Below are 19,313 nucleotides of genomic sequence, written 5' to 3' on the forward strand. Positions count from 1 at the left end.
CGCGGGGCGGACGCGGGGGTGCTGGCGGTGGGCCGCCGGTCGGGGCGGGGTGCGGTGGTGGACGGGTGGGGCAGCGGTTGGCATGTCGCAGTCCGGGGTAGTGGCGGTCGGTGGCGGGGGCGGGGACATCGCGCCGGCGGTCGGGGCGACGCTCACCGCGTGTCGGGGCACGGGGCGAGCACGGCGGCGAGGCGGTCGTTGAGTCGCTTCTCGTCTCTCGTGCTGGCGAGGCCCGTGTACTGGTGGAGGCTGGCGGTGTACCAGCCGAGGGCGACCTCCGACTGTCCGGAGCGTTCGGCGGCCAGTCCGAGGAACTCGGTGGTGCGGGCGATCCAGTGGCGGTGGCCGAGGTCGGCGAACTCGCGCCGGGCTTGGACAAGCGTCGAGACGGCGAGATCGTGCTGGCCGGCGAGGGAGTAGCCCTCGCCGAGGTAGGCCAGCGCCCTTGCGGCGTTGAGCGGGTCCGGTGGCTGGAGGCCGGTGAGATCGGTACGGGCCATGCGCAGAATCGGGAGGGCGAAGTCGACATGGCCCTGGCGAGCGGCTGCGGAGGCGAGGAGCATCCCGGCGAGTCCCGCGCCCCGGCGGTCGTCGAGGTCGCTGTAGAGGCTGAAGGCTTCTCCGAGGAACGACTGCGCCTCGTCGTACAGTTCGGCGTCGTGGAGGGCGGCCCCGATGCCGGAGGTGTACTGGGCGACGCCGGCGCGGTCGCCCGCAACGTGGGCCAGCGCGGCAGCCCGTGAGTAGTGGGTGGCGGCCTCCGTGTGGCGTCCGGCGGCGACCAGGCCGAGGGCGAGGGTGGAGGACATCTCGCGGATCGCCATCGGATCGCCCCAGCGGAGCGCGGCACGCAGTCCGGCCTCGTACACGATGATCCACATCGGGACGTCGCGGTGGTAGTGGAACAGGGGCCACAGGTCGGAGGCGAGGGCGCAGGCGATCGCCGGGTCGCAGCGGTCGACGGCGGTGATCATGGCGGCGCCGACGGCTGGGGCGATGGCCTCCAACCAGGCGAGGGCCTCGTGCCGGTTGGTGAAGCGGACCGGCTCGACGGGGCGCCCCAGGGACGGACGGGGCAGGACGCGGTGGTGCGGGGTGAGGAGCTGGGCGCAGGCGCGGGCGGCCTGGAGCAGGTGGGTGAGGTAGCCGGTGCAGGCGGCGTCGGCGGCCAGTCTGGCCGATGCTCCGACGCCGATGGCGGCGCTGCGGACGGCGGGGCGGAGCGTGTAGAGGTCGCCGCGGACGGCGGCGCGGTGGGCGGTGTCAAGCAGGCCCCGGGCGGCCAGCTCGGCGAGGAGCAGCCTGGCTTGGTCGCGGGTGGTGCCGGTCGCGGCGGCACTGGACGCGAGGTCGAGGTCCGGGGCCGGGACCAGGGCGAGCCGCTGCAGGAACCCGGCCTCCTGTGGTGACAGGTGGGCGAGGGCGGTGTCGACGGCGTGGCGCACGGGGTTGTCCGATCGGGTTGCCCCTGATGGGGAGGGCGCGGGTAGGCCGGAGCGCAGAGGCAGGTCGGGCTGGAGGACGAGGTCGGCGGCGGCGAGCGCGATGGCCAGCGGCATCCCGCCGTGGAACCCGACGAGGGCCGCCGCCCCCTGCGGGTCGCGCCCGGTGCGTTCCTCGCCGACGATCCGCGACAGCAGCCGAAGTCCGTGCTCGGCCGCCAGCGGTTCGAGGCGGTGGTGGACGGCACCGTGGGCCAGCAGCGCGGGCAGCGGGTCGCGGCTGGTGACCATGACCAGGCAGCCCGGCGCCGCCGGAATCAGCGGCAACACCTGCCCGGCGTCGGCGGCGTCCTCCAGCACCACCAGCACGCGCCGACGGGCGGTCTCACTGCGCCACAGGCCGAGCAGGTCCTGTTCGGTCCAGGGCAGCGGGGCGTGGTCGCCGAGGCCGAGTGAGCGCAGTAGTGACCGCGCGGCCTCGGCCGCCGTGGCGGGGCCGCCCGGTGAGTGCGCGCGCAGCCGGGTCACCAGCTGGCCGTCCGGGTACCGGTCGGCGATCTGGTGGCCCAGCTTCGTGGCGAGGGCCCGCTTGCCGACTCCGTCCGGGCCGGTGATCACCACGACGGGTGCCGTTTCGTCGGCGGGGGCTCGGCCGAGGGCGGCGTCCAGGGACAGCAGGGCGTCCTCCCGGTCGGTGAACACGGCAGGGACGGGGGCGAGTTGGCGCGGCACCGGTGTCGGCAGCGATGGCGGGCCCGGGTGGAGGTGTACGCCGCCGGTGATGGTGCCGGCCTGGACGGCGGTGGCGACCGATGAGCTGTCGACGGTGTTGCGCACCTCGTCCCCGCGCACTACGCGACCACGGCGGCGGGTGCCGCCTGCTCGACAGCTGCCCGGGGGCGGGGCGGTGCGGCCCGCCGGGTCCGGGACCTGGGGGCGAGGCGGACGGCGGCGTCGACCATGCTCCAGTGCGAGAACGCCTGCGGGTAGTTCCCGAGTTGACGCTGGGCGAGGGGGTCGTACTCCTCGGCGAGCAGGCCGAGGTCGCTGCGCAGGGCGAGGAGCCGGTCGAACAGCTCGCGGGCCTCGTCGGTGCGGCCGATGGCGGCGAGGTTCTCGGCGAGCCAGAACGAGCAGGCGAGGAAGGCGCCTTCGTGGCCGGCGAGGCCGTCCACGTTGGCGCCGGGCGCCTCGTGGGTGGCGTAGCGCAGGACCAGGCCGTGCTCGGTGAGGTCGTGCTGGATGGCCTCGGTGGTGGCGATGACCCGCTTGTCGTCGGCGGGCAGGAAGCCGGCCTGGGGGATCAGCAGCAGGGAGGCGTCGAGGGTCTGGTCGGCGTAGTACTGGGTGAACACTCCGCGCTCGTCGACGCCGTGGGCGCACACGTCGTGGTGGATCTCCTCGCGCAGCGCGGCCAGGCCGACCAGGACGGCGGGGTCGGCGCCGGGGCGGCGCTCCAGCAGCCGCAGGGTCCGGTCCACGGCGACCCAGCACATGACCTTCGAATGCGTGAAGTGGCGTGCCTCGCCCCGGATTTCCCAGATCCCCTCGTCCGGCTCCCGCCAGCGCAGCTCCACCTGGGAGACGAGCGCCAGGAGCAGGGCGTCGACCTGCGGTGAGGGCGGCAGGCCCGCGTCCTCGGCGAGCAGCAGTGTGTCCGCGAGTTCACCGAACACGTCGAGCTGGAGCTGGCCGGCGGCGCCGTTGCCGATGCGCACGGGCTGGGACTCCTCGTACCCGGGCAGGTGGTCCAGGACCTCCTCGTCGAGGTCGGTGTCGCCGTTGATGCGGTAGATCGGCTGGAGGCGTTCGGGGGTGATCGTGGCGAGGAGCCACTGCCGCCAGCGCCGGGCCTCCTCCAGTTGTCCGAGCCGGATCAGGGCGGCGATGGCCAGCGCGCTGTCGCGCAGCCACACGAACCGGTAGTCCCACTGGCGTTCGCCGCCGAGCTGCTCGGGCAGGGAGGTGGTAGGCGCGGCGATCACGCCACCGCCCGGGTGGCACATGGCCTTGATGGTGAGGGCGGAGCGCACCACGGCCTCGCGGTACGGGCCGCGGTAGGTGCACCCCCGTGCCCACTGTTCCCACGACTCCACGGTCGCGTCCAGCTCGGCGAAGGCGTCCGGCGGGATGGGCGCGGGCCTGTTGGAGGGCTTCCAGGTCAGGGAGAGCGCGATGCTCTGGTGGGCGTGGAGGGTGACGTCGGCCCGGCACACCCCGTCGCGGTTGACGGTGTGCGAGGGGCCGTCGAGCCAGTACGCGTGCGGGTGGGTGGTCGCCGACAGGCGCGGGGTGCCGTGGTTGAAGCGCTGGATGGTCGGCGGCGTGGCACCGTAGTCGGTACGGGGCCGGAAGACGGAGGCGACGCGCACCACGCCGCTGACGCACTCGACGATCCGGATGATCTGCGGGTCGGCGTCGTCGGTGACGTCGGGGCCGGGCATGAAGTCGGTGACCGCGAGGACGCCGCTGTCGGTGTCCCATTCCTGGCGCAGGACCAGGGTGTCGCCCAGGTACTGGCGGCGGTCGGCCGGCGGCGGCGGGGAGCCGTCGTAGACGGCCGGGCCGACGCGCCAGAAGCCGTGCTCCTCGCCGCCGAGCATCGCGGCGAACACGGCCGGGGAGTCGAAGTCGGGCATACAGGCCCAGTTGATGGCGCCGTCCGGGCGGACCAGGGCGGCCGTGCGGGTGTTGCCGAGGAGGGCGAGGTCCTCGATCCGGAACGGGGTGGCGGCGCGGAGCATGGTGGTCCTGACGTGAGCGGGAGAGTTGGTGGTCAGCCGCGGACGGCGGCCGGGGTGGCCAGCGCGGCGAGGGCTGCGGTGACGGTCTCGGCGAGTGTGTCGGCGACGGGCAGCCACGGCATGAGGTGGCCGAGCAGCACCCGGTTGGCTTTCTGGACCGGGTCGGCCGGGTCCGAGCCGACGACCACCGCCCCGCCGTAGGGGCTGAACAGGCCGGCCTCGTAGCAGTCCTGGACACGCACGTGGCCGATCGGGTTCCAGAACAGGACGAGAGAGGCCCGGCGGATGTTGGTGTCCTGCCAGCCGAACGGCGCCCACGCGGCGTAGGGGTCGGTGGCGGGGTGGCGGGAGGGGCGCGGGTTGAGGACGGTGCCGTCGAAGCCGGTACCCGCCAGCAGGTCGACCGCCTCCAACTGCCAGTCCGGGCAGCCGACGGTCGCCCCGGCGAGGAACACTGACAGCCGGCCGTCCGGCTTGAACGGGGTCGGAGCCTCGATGTAGCGCAGCCGCTCCGGTCCGCCGTCGCGACGGCCGTGGGCATGCCCGAGGGCGACGGTGTGGTGGGTGGGTGGTGTGGTCATCTGGTCTCTGTGGTCGAAGGGGTGCGGCCCTGGCCCGAACGGCCGCCATGGGTGGTGCGGGTCGTGCTGGTCAGCCGGGGCGGCGGGTGCCGGTGCGGTTGGGGTCGTTCGGGGGCGGCGTGCGGTGGTTGACCAGGCGGTCGGCGACGCCGAGGGTGGTCAGGGCGGCTGCGGCGAAGATGCCGAGGTAGACCGGCTGACCGAGGGTGGAGAAGTGCTCCAGCAGGTGTACGGTGCATCCGCCGATGATCACGCCGAGCAGGAAGCACAGCACGGCGAGCGCGATCCGCCCGGGGTTCGGCCGGGCGCTCACGGTGCCGCGCTCCTCGTCCCGGCGGTGCGGGCGAGCGGTTCGAAAGTGGCTCCGGCGGAGGCCAGGACGATCAGCCGACGTTCGGTGGAGGCGAGGACGGGCAAGGGCGCGGTGGGCACGGCGGCGTCTCCAACAGGGCGGTTCGAACGGTTCACAGGTGCTGAGGGATCGGCGCACCGGGCGCCGCCAGGTGGAACAGCAGACGGGCCCCGAGACGCTCGGACTGCCCGGTGCCGATGACCAGGACCAGGTCGCCCTCGGCGGCCAGTTCACCGACGAGCTGCTCGGGGCCGGGCTCGCACGGGCCGGAGCGGGCCCGCTGGACCTTGCCTTCGCCGAGCTTGTGACGGGCGGCCTGCTCGACGTCGTCGAGCGGGTCGGGCACGGTGTGGTGGACCAGCGGAGTGCTGACCGGCAGCAGCAGCGCGTGGTCCACGCCGACGAGCGCGGCGCCGAGTTCGGCCGCGTGCTTGCTGGTGCGGGCGATGCCGTCCGGCTCCAGGACGACGAGCAGGGAGCCGTCGGTGAGCATCCGGGCGGCCTCCACGTCCTGGGCGACCTCGCGCGGGTGCCGGGCCCGGGAGTCGACCACCGTGATGCCGCGCTGCGAGCCGACCGTGGAGAGCGAGCGCTCCACCCCGCGGAAGGAGGCGGCGCGCTCGGCGACGGCCTGCGGGTCCTCGCCGAGCACCAGCGCGGTGGCGAGGGCCGCGCACACCGCCAGCGCGTGGTGGCGGCCGGCCACCGGGAGGACGAAGGCGTGGTCCGTCTCCTGGTAGCGCAGGACGACGCGGAAGTCCGCGCCGGTCCACCGCGGTGTCATGATCCAGACGGTGGAGTCGGGGTCGGTGCCGACCGTGACCACCCGCTGGTCGGGCACGGGACGGTCGCCCAGGCGTTCGCGCAGGTTCGCCGTGCTGGTGTCCCAGGTCGGCAGGACGACCACGCTCGCGTTGCGGGCGAGCCTGTCGGCGGCGTTGAGCCCGGCGATGTTGTCCTCGAAGTGCGGGGCGTTGGTACTGGTGGCGAGGATCAGCGCGGCGGTGAACCTGGGCTCGGTCGTCAGGAAGTGCGGGGCGGGGCGGTGCTGCCAGGCGCCGGGCGGAGCGGCCTCGTGGGTGCCGGCGTCCGGGCACAGGTCCACGACGATTCGGCTGCCGTCCCCCGCGTGCCCGGCGGCACCGTCGCGGGCCGGGGCGGTCAGTACCCAGCCCGTCCGTCCGTCGTCGAGGACGTGCGCGAGGGCTGCTGCAGCGGTCGCGGTGCTGTGGCTGCCCGCCACGGCCACCGCCCCGGCTCCGGCCTGGACGGAGAGGGCCTTGAGCGCGACGGCACGTCCGAGGATCGGCAGCCGCAGCACCTGGGCGCGGTCCAGCTCGGGGTGCGGTCCGGCGACGACGCCCGACCAGACCACCGCCGTGCGGTCGGTGCGCACGTGCCCGGCGTCGAAGCCGACGTGCACCCGTACGCCCGCCGCTTCGAGCGCGGCGACGACGGGGCTGTTCCTGGCGGTCTCGGGGATGCTGCCGGTGACGTCGGCTCCGGCCTCGGCCAGCCACCGGGCCAGGCCCTCCATGCCGGAGGCGACGACGTCGACCAGGTGCACGGCCGCCAGCAGACCGGGAACGGCCGGCCGCGGATTGGTTCCGACCACGGTCTCGGGCCGGGTGGTGGTGTCCATGGTGTTCTCCAACGGGGAAGCGTGGTGTGGGGGTTGGATCCGGGCCGGGCGCGGGGAGGGGGATTCGACCCGCGACCGGCCCGGGGCTCATGCCTGGAGGAGACCGCGCTCGACCTCGGCGTCGGTGACCACACGGGCGTGGTGGTCCAGGTCCATGCGGGCGATCAGGGCCAGGTGCGCGACCACCGGTTCCTCCAGCAGCTCACCGGCCAGGGAGCTGGCCTCGAAGCTGCCGACGGCCTCCTCCAGCGACTGCGGCACCAGGGGCACATCGCGCTGCTCGTAGGCGTCGCCGCTGACGGCGGGCGGGGGCTTGAGGCCGGCCTCGATGCCGTGCCGGATTCCGGCGAACACCGCCGCCAGGGCGAGCAGCGGATTGGCGTCCGCACCCGGCAGGCGCACCTCCAGCCGCAGGCTGCGGCCGTGGCCGACCACCCGCACGGCGCACGTCCGGTTGTCCCGGCCCCACGTGAGGCGGGCCGGCGCGAAGGAGTGGTCGCTGAGCCGCTTGTAGCTGTTCACGTACGGCGCCCAGAGCGGGGCGACCTCGGGCAGCACGGCCAGCAGGCCGGCCACCGCCTGCCCGCCCAGCTCCGACAGCTCGGTCCCGTCCTGCGGGTCGGCGGCCAGCACCGGCCGGTCGTCGAAGTCGGCCAGGGACACGTGCAGGTGCAGGCCGCTGCCGACCCCGGTGGACGGGGCCGCCATGAACGACGCCGTCAGACCGGCTTCGTCCGCGACCGTCCGGGCGGCGTGCTTGAACAGCACGTGCTGCTCGCACGCCGCCACCGCCTCCCCGTACGGGAAGGTCACCTCGACCTGACCGGGCGCACCTTCGCCCTTGACGGCCTCGACCGGCATACCGGCGGCAGCCAGGACCTGGCGGAGCCTGCGGCCGAACTCCCGCACCGGGCCAGGCTGGTCGAGGCCGTAGTCACGGTTGTCCCGCACCGCGGGGCTAAGGCCCCTCCAGCCGGAGGCCGCCGAGTCCCGGGCGGTGCCCTCGTAGAGCACGAACTCTGTCTCGATCCCCACCGCCGGCACCACGCCGAGCCCGGCGAGCCGGTGCAGCTGCTCGGCCAGCACCGTGCCCGGAGCCAGCGGGTGCGGGTATCCGCCGCTGATCGGCTCGGCGAGCACCAGCGCGGTGCCCGGCAGCCACGGCAGCAGCCGGGCCCGCCGGGTGTCCGGCAGCAGAGCGACGTCGCCGAACCCGGACTGCCAGGAGAACGGACCAATCGAAGCTGGGGTCATGCCCAGGTCGGTGCCGAGCACGTACGCGCACATCTCCGGGGACAGCGCCCCCGACCGCAGCCGCTCCACCAGCTGGGCAGCGTCGTACTCCTTGCCCTTCAGCCGGCCCTGCGCGTCGACCGTCGCCAGCAGCAGCGTCTCCAGGCCGAAGGCGGACACCAACTGCTCCAGCGGCCCGGTCGGCGAGAGCGCCGCCGTGGTCGGGGGCTTGGCCGCGCGGGAGCGGGCGGCCCGCATCATCGCCCTCATACGATCTGCGCCTCGACCCGGGCCAGGTGCGGGTCGGCCACCACCGGGACAGAGAACTTTTGGCCGGCCAGCTTCCACCACACCCACGCCAGCACGAGGACCACGGCCAGGGTGATGGGCGCGTAGTTGAACGTCTCGACGGTCACGGGGGCGCGCTGCGGCAGGCACACCAGCACCGTCAGGATCACCACCCACACCACGGCGGCGATCCCGATCGGCCTGCTCCACCGGCCCAGCTCCCAGGGCCCGGGGACGAACCGGCTGCCCCGCCGCAGCCGCAGGTAGACGGGGATGATGTAGGAGCAGTTCATCCCGATCACGTTCACGGCCGTCACCGCGCCGTAGGCGACCGGGGACCAGAGCGACGGGACAGCCAGGACGAAGGCGACCGACACCGCCAGCCACACCGCTGGCACCGGCACGCCGCCGGCCGAGACCCGGCGCCACGTCGCCGAGCCGGGCAGCGCACCGTCCCGCGAGAAGGCATAGATCATGCGCGACGCGGCGGTGGTCTCCGCACTGCCGCAGAACAACTGGGCCCCGATCACGACGAGCAGCAGCAGCTTCGCACCGGTCGCCCCGACCGCGTCCAAGAAGATCTGTGCGGGCGGCACGGCGGCGGCAGCAGTGCCGACGTAGTCCTGGACGGCGAACAACAGGCCGGCCAACAACACCGTGCCCGCCAGCAGGGAGACCCAGATCGAGCGGACGATGCCGCGCGGTGCGGCGAGCCTGGCGTCCTTGGTCTCCTCCGACAGGTGCGCGCTCGCGTCGTAGCCGCAGAACGTGTACCCACCCAACAACAGCCCGATGGCGCTCACGTAGATGGGGCTCGTCCAGCCGGTTCCGTTCTCGAAGTGCGTGAACACCCAGCCCACGGACTGGTGATGGGAGGGGACGACGGTGAGCACGCCGACGATCAGCGCGACGCCCAGCAAGTGCCACCACACCGAGACGGAGTTGAGCAGGCTCACGACGCGGACGACGACGACGTTCAGCAGGGCGTGCAGCACCAGGACACCCGCGAAGATCGTCAGGATCAGGCCCGGCGTCGGGACGACCCCCCACTGCAGCCCGGCGAACGCGGCGATGAACGACGCCGCGCCGTAGTCAATGCCGGCGATCCCGCCCAACAACCCGAGCAGGTTCAACCAGCCGGTCGTCCAGCCCCACCGCGGACCGCCGAGCCGCTGGGCCATGTAGTAGAGGCCACCGGAGGTGGGGTAGGCGCTGGTGACCTCGGCGAGCGCCGCGCCGACCAGCAGGACGGCCAGGCCGACGGCGACCCAGCCCCACATCATCACGGCCGGGCCGCCCGTCACCAGCCCGAACCCGAACAGGGTCATGCAGCCGCTGAGCACGCTGATCACGGAAAAGCTGACCGCGAAGTTGCCGAACCCGCCCATCCTGCGGACGAGTTCGGGCTCGTAGCCGAGAGCGCGAAGATGTTGGTCCTCGGGTCCGGACGCGGTGCGCTGGGGCCAGGACATGGCGAAACCTCCAGAGGAAGAGGGGGATCGGGCCCGGCGCGGGGCCGGGCGGAAGGCTGGTCGGTGGCGGTCAGCCTGCGACGGCGTAGGACTGGTTCATCGCCTGCCGCAGCAGGTCGCCCGGCCGGTCCGCTGCCATGCTCTGCCAGGGCTGCGCTGAAATGAACGGGCTCATGGCGGCGAACACCTCGGCCGCCTGCGGGCGTTGGCGACTCGCCCAGAGCGCGTGCGCGAGGTGACTCTCGTCCACCACCGGCCATCGCACTCCCTGCGCGAGCGCAGCCTGCCAGTGCCCGAAGGCGCGTAGCACCGTGTTGCGGACCGTCTCGTCGTCCGTCCACTGCATCTGGACCGCTTCCTTGCGCTCGGCACGGCGGTAGCGGTCGACGTACAGGTACAGCGGCAGCGCGTGGAGGGCGGAACCGCCCGGTGCGCTGGGCAGGTAGGTGGCCAGGAACTCGATCGCCGGGCCGCTCTCACCGCGAGCCATCCAGAAGCGGAGCATTCGGTGGAACGCTTCCCTGTTCCACGGGTCGGCCATGAGAGCCTGGTCGAGCAGGGCCCACGGGCCGGGCGGGAGCATCTGGTCCGGTGCCCCGGCCCGATGCTCAGGACGTGCCTGGCCGGTGTCCAACTGGGCGAGCGCCAGCAGACCGATCCACGGAACGGGGTCGCGGGCAAGTGTGGAAGCCGCCTGCCAGCACCACCCCCGGGCCGAGTGCTCACGGGCGGCAACCTCTCGCGGTGCGGAACCCGACTGTCTGGCCATGAGAGCCAGTTCGACGGATGCCCTGGCCTGCAGCGTGACCAGACCGAAACCGTTCGGCTCCTCGCCGGCCCAGTGCTGAAGGACATCCGTGTGGGCTGCGACCGCACCGAGCGCCTGGGTGCGCGAGGTCCACAGCGCCCGGTCACGCCACGAGCCGGCCAGCAGCGCCCGGGCCGCCCACCAACGTCCGGCTCGCAGCTCCTCCACCGCCCCGCGCAACTTTTCGTCGTGGCCGGCGGGATGCTGAACGAGCTGCGGCCCGGGGCCGTATGAGACGTCCATCGCCGTTCCCTTCCAGGAAGATGTTGCTAGGAGGAGCCGCGACACCGGAGCCAGAAGGCCGCCGAGGTGAATGGCAGAGGTGATGTACGGAGGCGTGCTCGGTGGCGGATCGGGACTGTCTCGACCGCGACAAGCGAAGTGATCACCTTCGACCTGAGCAACTGCCAGCCGCAGTAACGTGCCCGAGAGCATTCGCTGGCGACCATTCGAGCGGTCATATGCACAGCGAAATATGATCTTGCCGTTTTCCTCTGGAGAGCCGATCCCTTCCTGTCGGAAGGGATGAGCGCGTTGGCAGCCGCCTGCAGGTGCTGAGCGAGCTCGCCCCGCCCTAGGTCAGCGCCTCGTAGGCGGGTCGGCGCGGGGGGAGGAACTGCCTCGGTTCGGCACACGACGCACACCCTGGCCGTGGCTGGCGGATACCTCGTCCGGGCAGCCGCGGCCGTACAGTGCCTGCCCGGGTGTGTCGAGCGCTCCGGCCGCCAGGAACCAGGCCAGCTCGCCAAGCCGCACCACCAAGCGTTCCCACGCCTCGGCACTCTCGGCCACCATCGACCGCGTCCACGTCACGACGCCTCGCGCGGTGCCCGCCGCCAGGGCGTTCTGAACGCCGGTCCAGCCCTTCCGCTCCTCCAGAGGAGGCAGCGGCCCCACGTCCGCGAAGACGGCAGCCACCACCCACTCGCGGGTCTCCGCGTACTGGCGGCAGTGCGTTTCCAGCACCCCGCCTGGGTCCGCGCCCGGGGAAGCGATGTAGATCGCTACAGGGACACGGCCTGGCGATTGAAGTACGTCCGAAGGCATGTCACTACTGTCACGCCAGCGTCGCTCTGAGCGAACCGGCGGTGCGTACGACTTCCAGAGATCGGGGGAGAGCCAAGTCGTACGGTGCGTAGGAGTTTGCGGCCGGATAGTTCTTGGTGAGCCGTCAGTGACTGTCAGTCGCAGCCGATTCGACGGGGTCGAGGTCCAGCAGTCCAGCTACTCGGGCGGCGGTGTCGGGGCCGTCTGCGAACACTGTCGTGATGCCCAGTGCCTCGGCCGGCGCGAGGTTCGGCGCGTGGTCGTCGACGAACACGCAGTCGGTGCCGGCCAGGCCCATGCGCTGAAGCGTCCGCCGGAAGATCACCGGGTCCGGCTTCGCGATGCCCTCAACTCCGCTGATGACCCGCACGTCGAACTGGTCCCAGACCCCCGTCTCCACATACGGGTTGTACGGATCGAAGCCATAGGAGTTCGACAGCAGCGCGACGATGATCCCCTTGTCCCTGGCCCGCGCCACCAGCTCCACCATCGCCGCCACCGCCCGCACACCGCCGTGGGCACGCCCCATGAGGTTCTCGGCGGCCACCCCCAGGAGCGCAGCGGTCTCCCGGTTCCACTCGGCCTGCGGCATGCGGCCCAGCTCCAGCTCCACGTAGAGCGCCCGACCCGCCGGATCGTCTTCGAGCGTGCGCCGCCAGGCGTCGGCCGGCAGTCCCTCGCTGGCACACCACGCCCGGGAGGACTGGCCAATCGGAGTGGTCATCACTCCCGCGAAGTCGAGTATCAGGCCGCGGTAGGACAACACGCACTCCAATGCAGAGGGTTCGGTACTCACCGGATGGTCGGAGACGTCCCCAGGATCTCAGACAGCTTACGAATCCGGCTGTTCCCGGCGCGGCCGGCCCTCTGGATGATCACCCCGGGGATAGCCTGGTGCGCCGCCCACTCGGGATGAGCCGAGCAGACCTCCAGCAGCGTGTCCAGCGAGGTGTCCCACTGCCGTGAATCGCACTGCGCGAGCGCGACGTCGAGCATCATCCGGTTGTGCGCCGCCTGCGTCAGACCCGACCGATCGAACCGGCGGGAGATCTCCAGCGCCCGGCCGGCGTTCCCGAGCGTGACGTTGATCCCCACGGCCTGGGCACCCGCGTAGGACGGACCGAACTGGAGCCCGTTCCCGAAGACGTCGCGACCCAGCCGCGCCGCCACCGCGTGGGCCTGGGAGAGCAAGTCCGCCGACCGGTCGGAGTCACCCAGCCTGGACGCCGCGACCGCCGCGAACGTGATGTTCTTCCCGTACGCGGCCAACAAGGCCGCGCCCTGCTCGGAGAAGGTCGGCTCGGTACGAGACGCTGCCGCCTCCGCCTCCCGGAGCGCCTGCTCCACCCTCGCGTCGCGCAGCAGCACCCGCGCTCGGGCGGACCCCAGCATCGACACCCGTACCGGGTCGGCCGCCAGCTCCGCATGCCGCAGGGCGTGACCGATCGAGGCGTACGCCAGATCCCGCGCGCCGAGAAAGTTCGCGATCAGCCCGGCCGCTCGGTAGGCATCCGAGAGGAGAGCGCTCGCTGCGGCCTCCTGTCCGGCCGGAGCCGCCTGCGCGTACAGCGCGACCGACCGCAGGAACGGCGCGGCGAGGACGCCGGCCTCGGTATACGCGCCCCGCCAGTAGATCCGCCACAGTCGCTCGGCGGCTTCGGCGAGATCGGCCGGTCCCGGAGCGGCGCCCTCGGCCGGATCGACCAACACACCCGCGGCGGTGTCGTGCACTGTCCGGGACAGTTCGCGAAGCATCGACCGGTCGTCCCGGCCCATCCCCCGCCGCGGAGCCTGCTGCCCCAGGATCACCGACACGTCGGAGTGCAACGCCTCCGCCAGCCGGAGCAGAGTCGGCAACGATACGTTCTTGTCCTGCTCGGCCTTCTGGATCGTGTGCATCGACAGGCCGCTGCGCGCGGCGAGATCAGCTTGGGTGTCCTTCCCCCGGAGCATCTTGATCCGCTCACCCGTGGTGAAGTCCTGCCACTGGCCCATCGGAATCCCCCTCGACTGCGTCCGTCCCGTGGACGGTACCCACTAATCACGCTGGCAGCTGGCGTTCCTGTGAACAGGACTCCAGACAGGACGCGACGCTGTCGGGCATGGCGGATCGCTTGCACGCGCGCCCTCCTGCGCAGCCACTGAGCCCGGACGTCAAGGTAGACATCGACCCGCCCGGTGCCGGTGAGGTTGGACCGCCAGGTCGGGGGCCGATCGGGACTGTCGCGACCGCGACGAACGAAGTGATCGCTTTCCGCCACGAGCAACTGCCTGCCACAGTAGGGTGCCTGAGAGTGTTCACTGGCGGCCATTCGAGTAGTCATATTCACAGCGAAATATGATCTCGTCGGTCGTCGGCGGGGGTCCGATCCTCCCGTCTGCGGAGGGGGCAGGATGAGCGGACGACGGTGCCAGCGGTGCGGCTGCACGCTCAGCCGCTACAACGACGACGGCAGTGTGTGCGGCCCATGCGCGAGGAAGGTCGCCGAGCCGGTCTCTACAAGAGTGCCAGCCTGGGTGTGGCGCGATGCCGAGGTGCGCGAGACCCTCACTGAGCTGGACTTCGGCAGCCTGAGCAGGCGCCTGCGGGAAATCGTCCCCCTGCGCCAGGACGACCTGGCCGGGATCACCGGACTAACGCAGGGCTACCTGTCCCGACTGGAGGCCGGACGGGTACAGCTGACGCACATCGACAGGATCGTCGAGTTCCTCAATACGATCGGCGCGCCCGCCGACCTTGTGCGGCTCCCGCTTCGAGGTAGTACGCAGTCATCTTCCCCGGAAGCAGTCGGCAGTTCACTCCAGGCCCACGAGGACGCCGCCGAGCCGTGGACGGCCCGTCGTATGGTGGCCGGACTGCAGGAGGCGATGCGAGGGGAGCCCGCCATGCGTCCGAATCGCCGGCAAGTCCTGGTCCTCACCGGGGCCGCGCTGTCCGCCTACATCCACCAGTGGGGCATCGCCGACGCCGAACCCCTCGAACGCGCACTCGACGGAGCCCGAGTGGCCCCGGACCTCGTCGGGAGCCTGCAGGGAACCATCGACAGCCTCCGCACCATGGACGCCAATTCGGGCAGCGGACTCGTCGCCGGTCTCGCGCGGGCCCATCTCGGCCTCGTCTACGAGACACTGAAGTCGGCCAGCTACGACGAGAAGACGGGACGGCAGTTAGCGGGCATCGCAGCCGACACTGCGACCCAGCTCGGCTGGTTCCACTTCGACGCCGGCCGCCACGAACAAGCGCAGCGCGCCCTGCTCGCGGCCCTGCGGGCCGCCCACGCCTCCGGTGACCCGCGCTACGGCGCGGGAGCCCTCTCCTACATGGCCATCCAGAGCTACTCCGTCGGCAGCCCCCGCGACGCCGTGACCGCCATGCAGGCCGCCCGGGAGAAGGTCCGCACAGTCGGTTCGCCTGTCCTGGAAGCCATGTTGCTGACCCGCCAGGCCCGCGGGCACGCCAAACTCGGCGAGAACCAGGCATGCCTGCGCGCGCTCGGCCGAGCAGCGGACCTCGCCTCGCACGATTCGTCCGAACAGGACCCCGGCTGGCTCTACTGGATGAACCGCGGCGAGATCCTCGGCCAGACCGCCAGCTGCCACCTCGAACTCGGCGAACACCGGCTCGCAGCTGCCTACTTCGAACAGGCCGCCTCCACCCTGAATCCCAACGACCTGCGGACCAGAGCCCTCTTCGCTTCTCGCGCTGCCTCCGCCCACCTTCTCGCCGGGGATCGCGACGGGGGGTTCGCCGCCGCCGACTCCGCGCTGACCCTCGCCGCGAATGTCCAGTCGGCCCGTCTGGCCGACCATCTCGCAAAGGCGGTTGAGCACGTACGGGCGATCCCGGGACTGTGGTCGAGCGAGCTGGTAGAACGATCACGACAAGTGATGGCGGCCAAGGAGCTCTGACGGTGACCAGCACCGTGCTCGTTCTGTGGGACATCGACCGGACCCTGCTGTACGTGGGCGAGACGGACCGTGCGGTCTACCGGGCAGCGTTCCGCGCGGTGGTGGGCCGCGATGCTACGAAGCTCCCCGAACGCGGGACCGGCCGCACCATGCCGCTCGCGGTCCGGGAGCTGCTCACGGCCAACGACGTGGACCAGAACGACATCGAGCCCCTGGCGGAGCGGATCGTCGGACTCCTACCCCCGCTGCTCGCTGAGCGGTCCGAGCAACTGCGCAGCAGCGGTCAGGTCATGCCCGGCGCCGTGGCAGCCCTCGAAGCCGTCCACGTCCAGCCAGCCCTCGTACCGACCGTGGTGACCGGCAACCTCCGGCAGAGCGCTGCCATCAAGTTGGGCGCCTTCGGCCTGGAACGGTATGTGGATCTGGGCGTCGGAGGCTTCGCCTCCGACCACTCTCACCGGCCGGCCCTGGTCGGCATCGCCCAACGCCGCGCCGCAGATCGCTACGGCATCGCCTTCGACCGGGCGAACACGGTGATCATCGGTGACTCGCTGGAGGACGTGCGGACCGGAGCCGAAGGCGGCGCGAAGGTGGTCGCCGTTGCTTCTGGCACCACGTCCGCAGAGCAGTTGGCCGCTGCGGGCGCCGACCGGGTACTCGGTGACCTGCGGGACCTCGCCGGTCTCCTTGAGGCCGTCACGAATTGACCGGCAGCGGCAGGTCCAGCGGCTGCTGGCTTCGAGGCCGAGCCCGCCCTGAGCGTTGCTGAAGCGGGCCTTCCCTTCGGCCAAGCAGCGACAGCGATGCCCTAGAACGTGGCGGTGAGGATGCGCTCCATGTCGGCGTCGAACTCGCCGTCTTCGAGTCCTCGCAGGAAGGCGACCCACTCCTGGGCGTCGTAGCGCAGGATGGTGCCCGCAGGGTTCGCGGAGTGCCGAAGTGCAACGGCGCCGTCTTGGAGGAATGCGACCTCCAGGCGGTCCGACGGGTCGCTGCTCGGCGCTACCAGCCACGCGGCGTCGCTGAGGTCGAGGGCGTAGAGGGCTTCCTTGGCGGTGGTCCGGGGGTGGCTCATGCCGCTACCAGCTCGCCGTTGAGGAGGGCGTCGGCGAAGCTCCGCATCGACTGGTTGCTGGTCCTGATCGGCGGGATCTGGAGGTTCTTCGAGTCGCGGATGGCCACGGCCGGCAACGAGGGCACCGGGAGCAGTTCCACGCAGTTGCCGTTATTGGCGGTGTACGTGCTCTTGTGCCAGCTGGCTCCTTCGAGAGGAGCCGCGTACAGGTCCAGAACGTTCATGCTGATGCCAGTTTTCTCTCGGTCTGCTCGATCAAGTCAAGGCTCTCGTCGGCGCTGAGTGCTGCGCCGGCGAGGTAGGTGGAAAGGCGGTGGAGGCGCCGCAGACCCAGTGCATCATCGACAAAGACGGTACCAGTCACGGCCTCCGCGAAGGCAGCTTCTGGGGACTCCTGTCCTTCGTTTGTGAAGGTGCTGAACGCGCCGGTCTGGGTTCCGTCCGCTCCCTTGCTGAAGGGGATCACGCGGAGATCGATGTTGGGCAGTTCCATCATGGCGCGCAGATGACGGAGCTGAGCGGCTTGAACAACTCGGCCGCCGACGTGGAACTCGAGCGCGGCCTGCGTGATCACCCCGGAGAACCGGAGATCCTCGTCCTCGTGGATGCGTCGCTGGCGGCGCATCTTGACCTCGACGAGGCTGTCGATCTGGTCGGGGCCGAGCGCGGCGAAGCCGACGCCAGTGACGGCGCGGGCGTACTCCTCGGTTTGGAGCAGAGCCGGAACGTAGACGACCTGGTAGTCGAAGACGCCGGCCGCCTCGTGCTCGTAGCGGATGAACTCGACGTACTTCGAACTCAGGACGTCGCCGTAGGCGTCCCACCACATCGTCGTCCGCTTGCGACCGCGCTTGAAAAGGGCTTCCAGGTGGGTCCGGTCGGTATCGGGGACCTGGAAGAGGTCCATCAATGCCTCGAAGTCGTCCGGGTTGGCACTGCGCTGGCCAGTCTCGATGCGGGTCACCTTGGAGGTGCTGCACCCGATGACGACCGCGACCTCCGCCGCGGTCAGGTCCCGGTCGTCGCGCCGGCGCCTTATGTCAGCGCCGAACGCCTTCCGGGCGGCGGTCGGACTGCTCGGGACGGTAGCTGCCATCTGGTCCCCTCCGAGGTTGAAGCGCGTCTGCCCGGCCAGAGTAGGCCACCCCGGCCCGGCTCGGATCAGTGTAGGCAAGTGTGCCGTTCATATGACTGGCACCTCAAATGGCATTTTGCCAGTCACGTGCTTGACGCGATGCGGCCGATGGGTGGACGCTTCTCGATGTGACGCAGCGCACTCCTGAACTCTCGGAGTGCTACCGCTGCGCGGCCCTCGGCTTGCCCTTGAGAGGACACCCATGGCTCGCGAACTCCTGAGATCCCCACGTCCGGGCGGTGTGGCCGACGGTTGGGAAGCGCTCTCGTACGGCCTGGCCGTCCAGCGGGTCCACCTCCACCGCGCACTCCTGGATGCTTTCGCCCACTCCCGCGACATCCTGGTGGACCGGTGGTGACCGCAGCCGTGCTCCGGCCCACAGCGCTCGTCATGGCCGGCGCCATCGACCTCACCACCCTGGCCGAGGCGCTGCCCGGCTGGAACGTGCGGCACGCCGACGCCCTCGATGGCAGCGAACCCGTCAACGACACCACCGAGATCGTGGTGCTGCGCTCGGGGGCGCGACTGGGCGCCGAGCAGCTCCAATACTTCCCGGCGCTGCGGCACGTCATCCGGGCGGGCTCCGGTCTGGACGGGCTGGACCTGCCGGAGCTGGCCCGCCGCGGGATCTCGGTGCACCGCAATCCCGGGCCCGCCGCCGTGTCCGTCGCGCAGTGGGCGCTGGCCGCCGTCCTGTCGCTGGGTCGGCGCATCCCGCTCGGGCAGTCGGCCCTGGCCGCGGGCGTGCACTTCAAGGCGGGCTGCGTCACCCGCCCCCTCGCCGAGGCCCGGCTCGCGATCTGGGGCGCCGGACCGGTCGGCCAGGCGTGCGAGGTCGCGCTGGCCCCGCACGTCGGCGACATCGCCTACGCGGCCAGGCCCAGCATCCCCGACGGCACCCGCCAGCTCCCGGCCTCCGCGCTCGCCGACTGGGCGGACATCCACCTCGTCGCCCTGCCCGCCACCGAGGAGAACCACGGCCTGTTCGGCGCCGACTTCCTCACCGCCGCCCGCGAGCGCCGCCCGATGCTGGTCTGCGTCGGACGCCTCGCCACCCTGGATGTGCCCGCCTGCCTGGAAGCCCTCGACGACGGCGACCTCGCCGGCCTTGCCCTGGACCCGGTGGAGCGCGAGGACGTGTGCCTGCTGCCCCGCGGCGGCCCGCCCCGCAACTTCATCGCCACCCCGCACATCGGAGCCCAGCGCACCGACGTCCGCGCCCAGCTGGACGACTGGGTCGGCGCCACCGCCCGCACTCTGGTCGGCCGGTGTGAGGCGGCCCGCCCGTGAGCCCCTGGTATACCGAGCAATTGCGGATCGCGCACGCCACCGCCGCAGTGCTGGCCGCCGACCACCCGGGCGCGCAGACCCGGCTGGAGGGCGCCCTCGTCCAGGGCCGCGCCCACGCCCGTTCCGACAGCGACCTGCGGATCGTCACCCCGGCCGGCCACCCGGTCCAGGTCGTCTCGCGGACGGTCGACGGGATCCGCGTTGACAGGGCCCGTCGTTGGGCCGCGGTCCTCCACGGCGTGCAGGAAGGCCGGCGGCGTAGGCGGAGCCGGGGGCTTCGATGACGGCGTCGCTG

General features: G+C 71.7%; 20 protein-coding genes. 5 read left to right on the forward strand and 15 right to left on the reverse strand.

Features of this window, described 5'->3' with window-relative positions; genetic code table 11:
• Positions 1–152: 152 nt before the first annotated feature.
• The 12 genes from ACIOFR_RS27560 to ACIOFR_RS27615 all read right to left on the reverse strand — a co-directional run bounded on the left by ACIOFR_RS27560 (position 153) and on the right by ACIOFR_RS27615 (position 13,604).
• Positions 153–2,279 (reverse strand): NB-ARC domain-containing protein, encoded by a 2,127-nt coding sequence (locus ACIOFR_RS27560; protein ID WP_401001789.1) that lies wholly within the window; start codon positions 2,277–2,279, stop codon positions 153–155.
• A gap of 14 nt (positions 2,280–2,293) precedes the next feature.
• Positions 2,294–4,186 carry a glycoside hydrolase family 15 protein gene (locus ACIOFR_RS27565; protein ID WP_401001791.1) on the reverse strand — a complete coding sequence of 631 codons (1,893 nt, stop codon included), beginning with the start codon at positions 4,184–4,186 and terminating at the stop codon, positions 2,294–2,296.
• Positions 4,187–4,218: 32 nt separating this feature from the next.
• On the reverse strand, positions 4,219–4,767 hold the full coding sequence (locus ACIOFR_RS27570; protein ID WP_401001793.1) for a hypothetical protein: 549 nt from the start codon (positions 4,765–4,767) through the stop codon (positions 4,219–4,221).
• Between the two features lie 70 nt (positions 4,768–4,837).
• Complete coding sequence (locus tag ACIOFR_RS27575) at positions 4,838–5,080, reverse strand: hypothetical protein (RefSeq protein ID WP_401001794.1); 243 nt, start codon at positions 5,078–5,080, stop codon at positions 4,838–4,840.
• On the reverse strand, positions 5,077–5,199 hold the full coding sequence (locus ACIOFR_RS27580) for a hypothetical protein (protein WP_401001796.1): 123 nt from the start codon (positions 5,197–5,199) through the stop codon (positions 5,077–5,079). The genes ACIOFR_RS27575 and ACIOFR_RS27580 overlap by 4 nt, the downstream gene beginning before the upstream one ends.
• Before the next feature lie 32 nt (positions 5,200–5,231).
• The gene (locus ACIOFR_RS27585) at positions 5,232–6,761 is read right to left on the reverse strand and encodes a Mur ligase domain-containing protein (protein WP_401001798.1); all 1,530 of its coding nucleotides are present in this window, start codon (positions 6,759–6,761) and stop codon (positions 5,232–5,234) included.
• Between the two features lie 87 nt (positions 6,762–6,848).
• Positions 6,849–8,264: a glutamine synthetase family protein gene (locus ACIOFR_RS27590; RefSeq protein ID WP_401001800.1), complete on the reverse strand. Its 1,416-nt coding sequence runs from the start codon at positions 8,262–8,264 to the stop codon at positions 6,849–6,851.
• Positions 8,261–9,754, reverse strand: a complete 1,494-nt coding sequence (locus ACIOFR_RS27595; RefSeq protein ID WP_401001801.1) for an amino acid permease — start codon at positions 9,752–9,754, stop codon at positions 8,261–8,263. Before ACIOFR_RS27595 ends, ACIOFR_RS27590 begins: the two co-directional genes overlap by 4 nt.
• A gap of 70 nt (positions 9,755–9,824) precedes the next feature.
• A complete protein-coding gene (locus ACIOFR_RS27600) occupies positions 9,825–10,805 on the reverse strand; it encodes a hypothetical protein (RefSeq protein ID WP_401001802.1) in 981 nt (326 codons plus the stop codon).
• A gap of 336 nt (positions 10,806–11,141) precedes the next feature.
• Positions 11,142–11,528, reverse strand: a complete 387-nt coding sequence (locus ACIOFR_RS27605) for a hypothetical protein (RefSeq protein ID WP_401001804.1) — start codon at positions 11,526–11,528, stop codon at positions 11,142–11,144.
• Positions 11,529–11,733: 205 nt separating this feature from the next.
• Positions 11,734–12,405: an HAD-IA family hydrolase gene (locus ACIOFR_RS27610; protein ID WP_401001805.1), complete on the reverse strand. Its 672-nt coding sequence runs from the start codon at positions 12,403–12,405 to the stop codon at positions 11,734–11,736.
• Entirely contained in the window at positions 12,402–13,604 is a 1,203-nt protein-coding gene (locus tag ACIOFR_RS27615; RefSeq protein ID WP_401001807.1) for a helix-turn-helix transcriptional regulator, read from the reverse strand. The genes ACIOFR_RS27610 and ACIOFR_RS27615 overlap by 4 nt, the downstream gene beginning before the upstream one ends.
• Before the next feature lie 540 nt (positions 13,605–14,144).
• Here ACIOFR_RS27615 and ACIOFR_RS27620 point away from each other — a divergent pair.
• Both ACIOFR_RS27620 and ACIOFR_RS27625 read left to right on the forward strand, forming a co-directional pair.
• On the forward strand, positions 14,145–15,518 hold the full coding sequence (locus ACIOFR_RS27620; protein ID WP_401001808.1) for a helix-turn-helix domain-containing protein: 1,374 nt from the start codon (positions 14,145–14,147) through the stop codon (positions 15,516–15,518).
• Between the two features lie 2 nt (positions 15,519–15,520).
• Positions 15,521–16,225, forward strand: coding sequence for an HAD family hydrolase (locus ACIOFR_RS27625; protein ID WP_401001809.1), 705 nt, complete (start codon positions 15,521–15,523; stop codon positions 16,223–16,225).
• Positions 16,226–16,326: 101 nt separating this feature from the next.
• On the opposite strand, the gene ACIOFR_RS27630 is transcribed toward ACIOFR_RS27625, so the two are convergent.
• From ACIOFR_RS27630 to ACIOFR_RS27640, 3 genes are read right to left on the reverse strand one after another with little or no spacing between them, the layout of a single operon-like run.
• A complete protein-coding gene (locus ACIOFR_RS27630; RefSeq protein ID WP_401001811.1) occupies positions 16,327–16,593 on the reverse strand; it encodes a DUF397 domain-containing protein in 267 nt (88 codons plus the stop codon).
• Entirely contained in the window at positions 16,590–16,817 is a 228-nt protein-coding gene (locus ACIOFR_RS27635; RefSeq protein ID WP_401001813.1) for a DUF397 domain-containing protein, read from the reverse strand. Before ACIOFR_RS27635 ends, ACIOFR_RS27630 begins: the two co-directional genes overlap by 4 nt.
• Positions 16,814–17,689, reverse strand: a complete 876-nt coding sequence (locus ACIOFR_RS27640; protein ID WP_401001815.1) for a helix-turn-helix domain-containing protein — start codon at positions 17,687–17,689, stop codon at positions 16,814–16,816. Before ACIOFR_RS27640 ends, ACIOFR_RS27635 begins: the two co-directional genes overlap by 4 nt.
• Before the next feature lie 241 nt (positions 17,690–17,930).
• Between ACIOFR_RS27640 and ACIOFR_RS27645 the strand changes: the two genes are divergently transcribed.
• From ACIOFR_RS27645 to ACIOFR_RS27655, 3 genes are read left to right on the forward strand one after another with little or no spacing between them, the layout of a single operon-like run.
• The gene (locus ACIOFR_RS27645; RefSeq protein WP_401001816.1) at positions 17,931–18,086 is read left to right on the forward strand and encodes a hypothetical protein; all 156 of its coding nucleotides are present in this window, start codon (positions 17,931–17,933) and stop codon (positions 18,084–18,086) included.
• Positions 18,083–19,018 (forward strand): NAD(P)-dependent oxidoreductase, encoded by a 936-nt coding sequence (locus ACIOFR_RS27650; RefSeq protein WP_401001817.1) that lies wholly within the window; start codon positions 18,083–18,085, stop codon positions 19,016–19,018. The genes ACIOFR_RS27645 and ACIOFR_RS27650 overlap by 4 nt, the downstream gene beginning before the upstream one ends.
• Entirely contained in the window at positions 19,015–19,302 is a 288-nt protein-coding gene (locus ACIOFR_RS27655) for a hypothetical protein (RefSeq protein WP_401001819.1), read from the forward strand. The genes ACIOFR_RS27650 and ACIOFR_RS27655 overlap by 4 nt, the downstream gene beginning before the upstream one ends.
• Positions 19,303–19,313 lie beyond the last annotated feature (11 nt).

Source organism: Kitasatospora sp. NPDC088346, assembly GCF_044740765.1.
In the GTDB taxonomy this organism is placed as follows: Bacteria; Actinomycetota; Actinomycetes; order Streptomycetales; family Streptomycetaceae; genus Kitasatospora.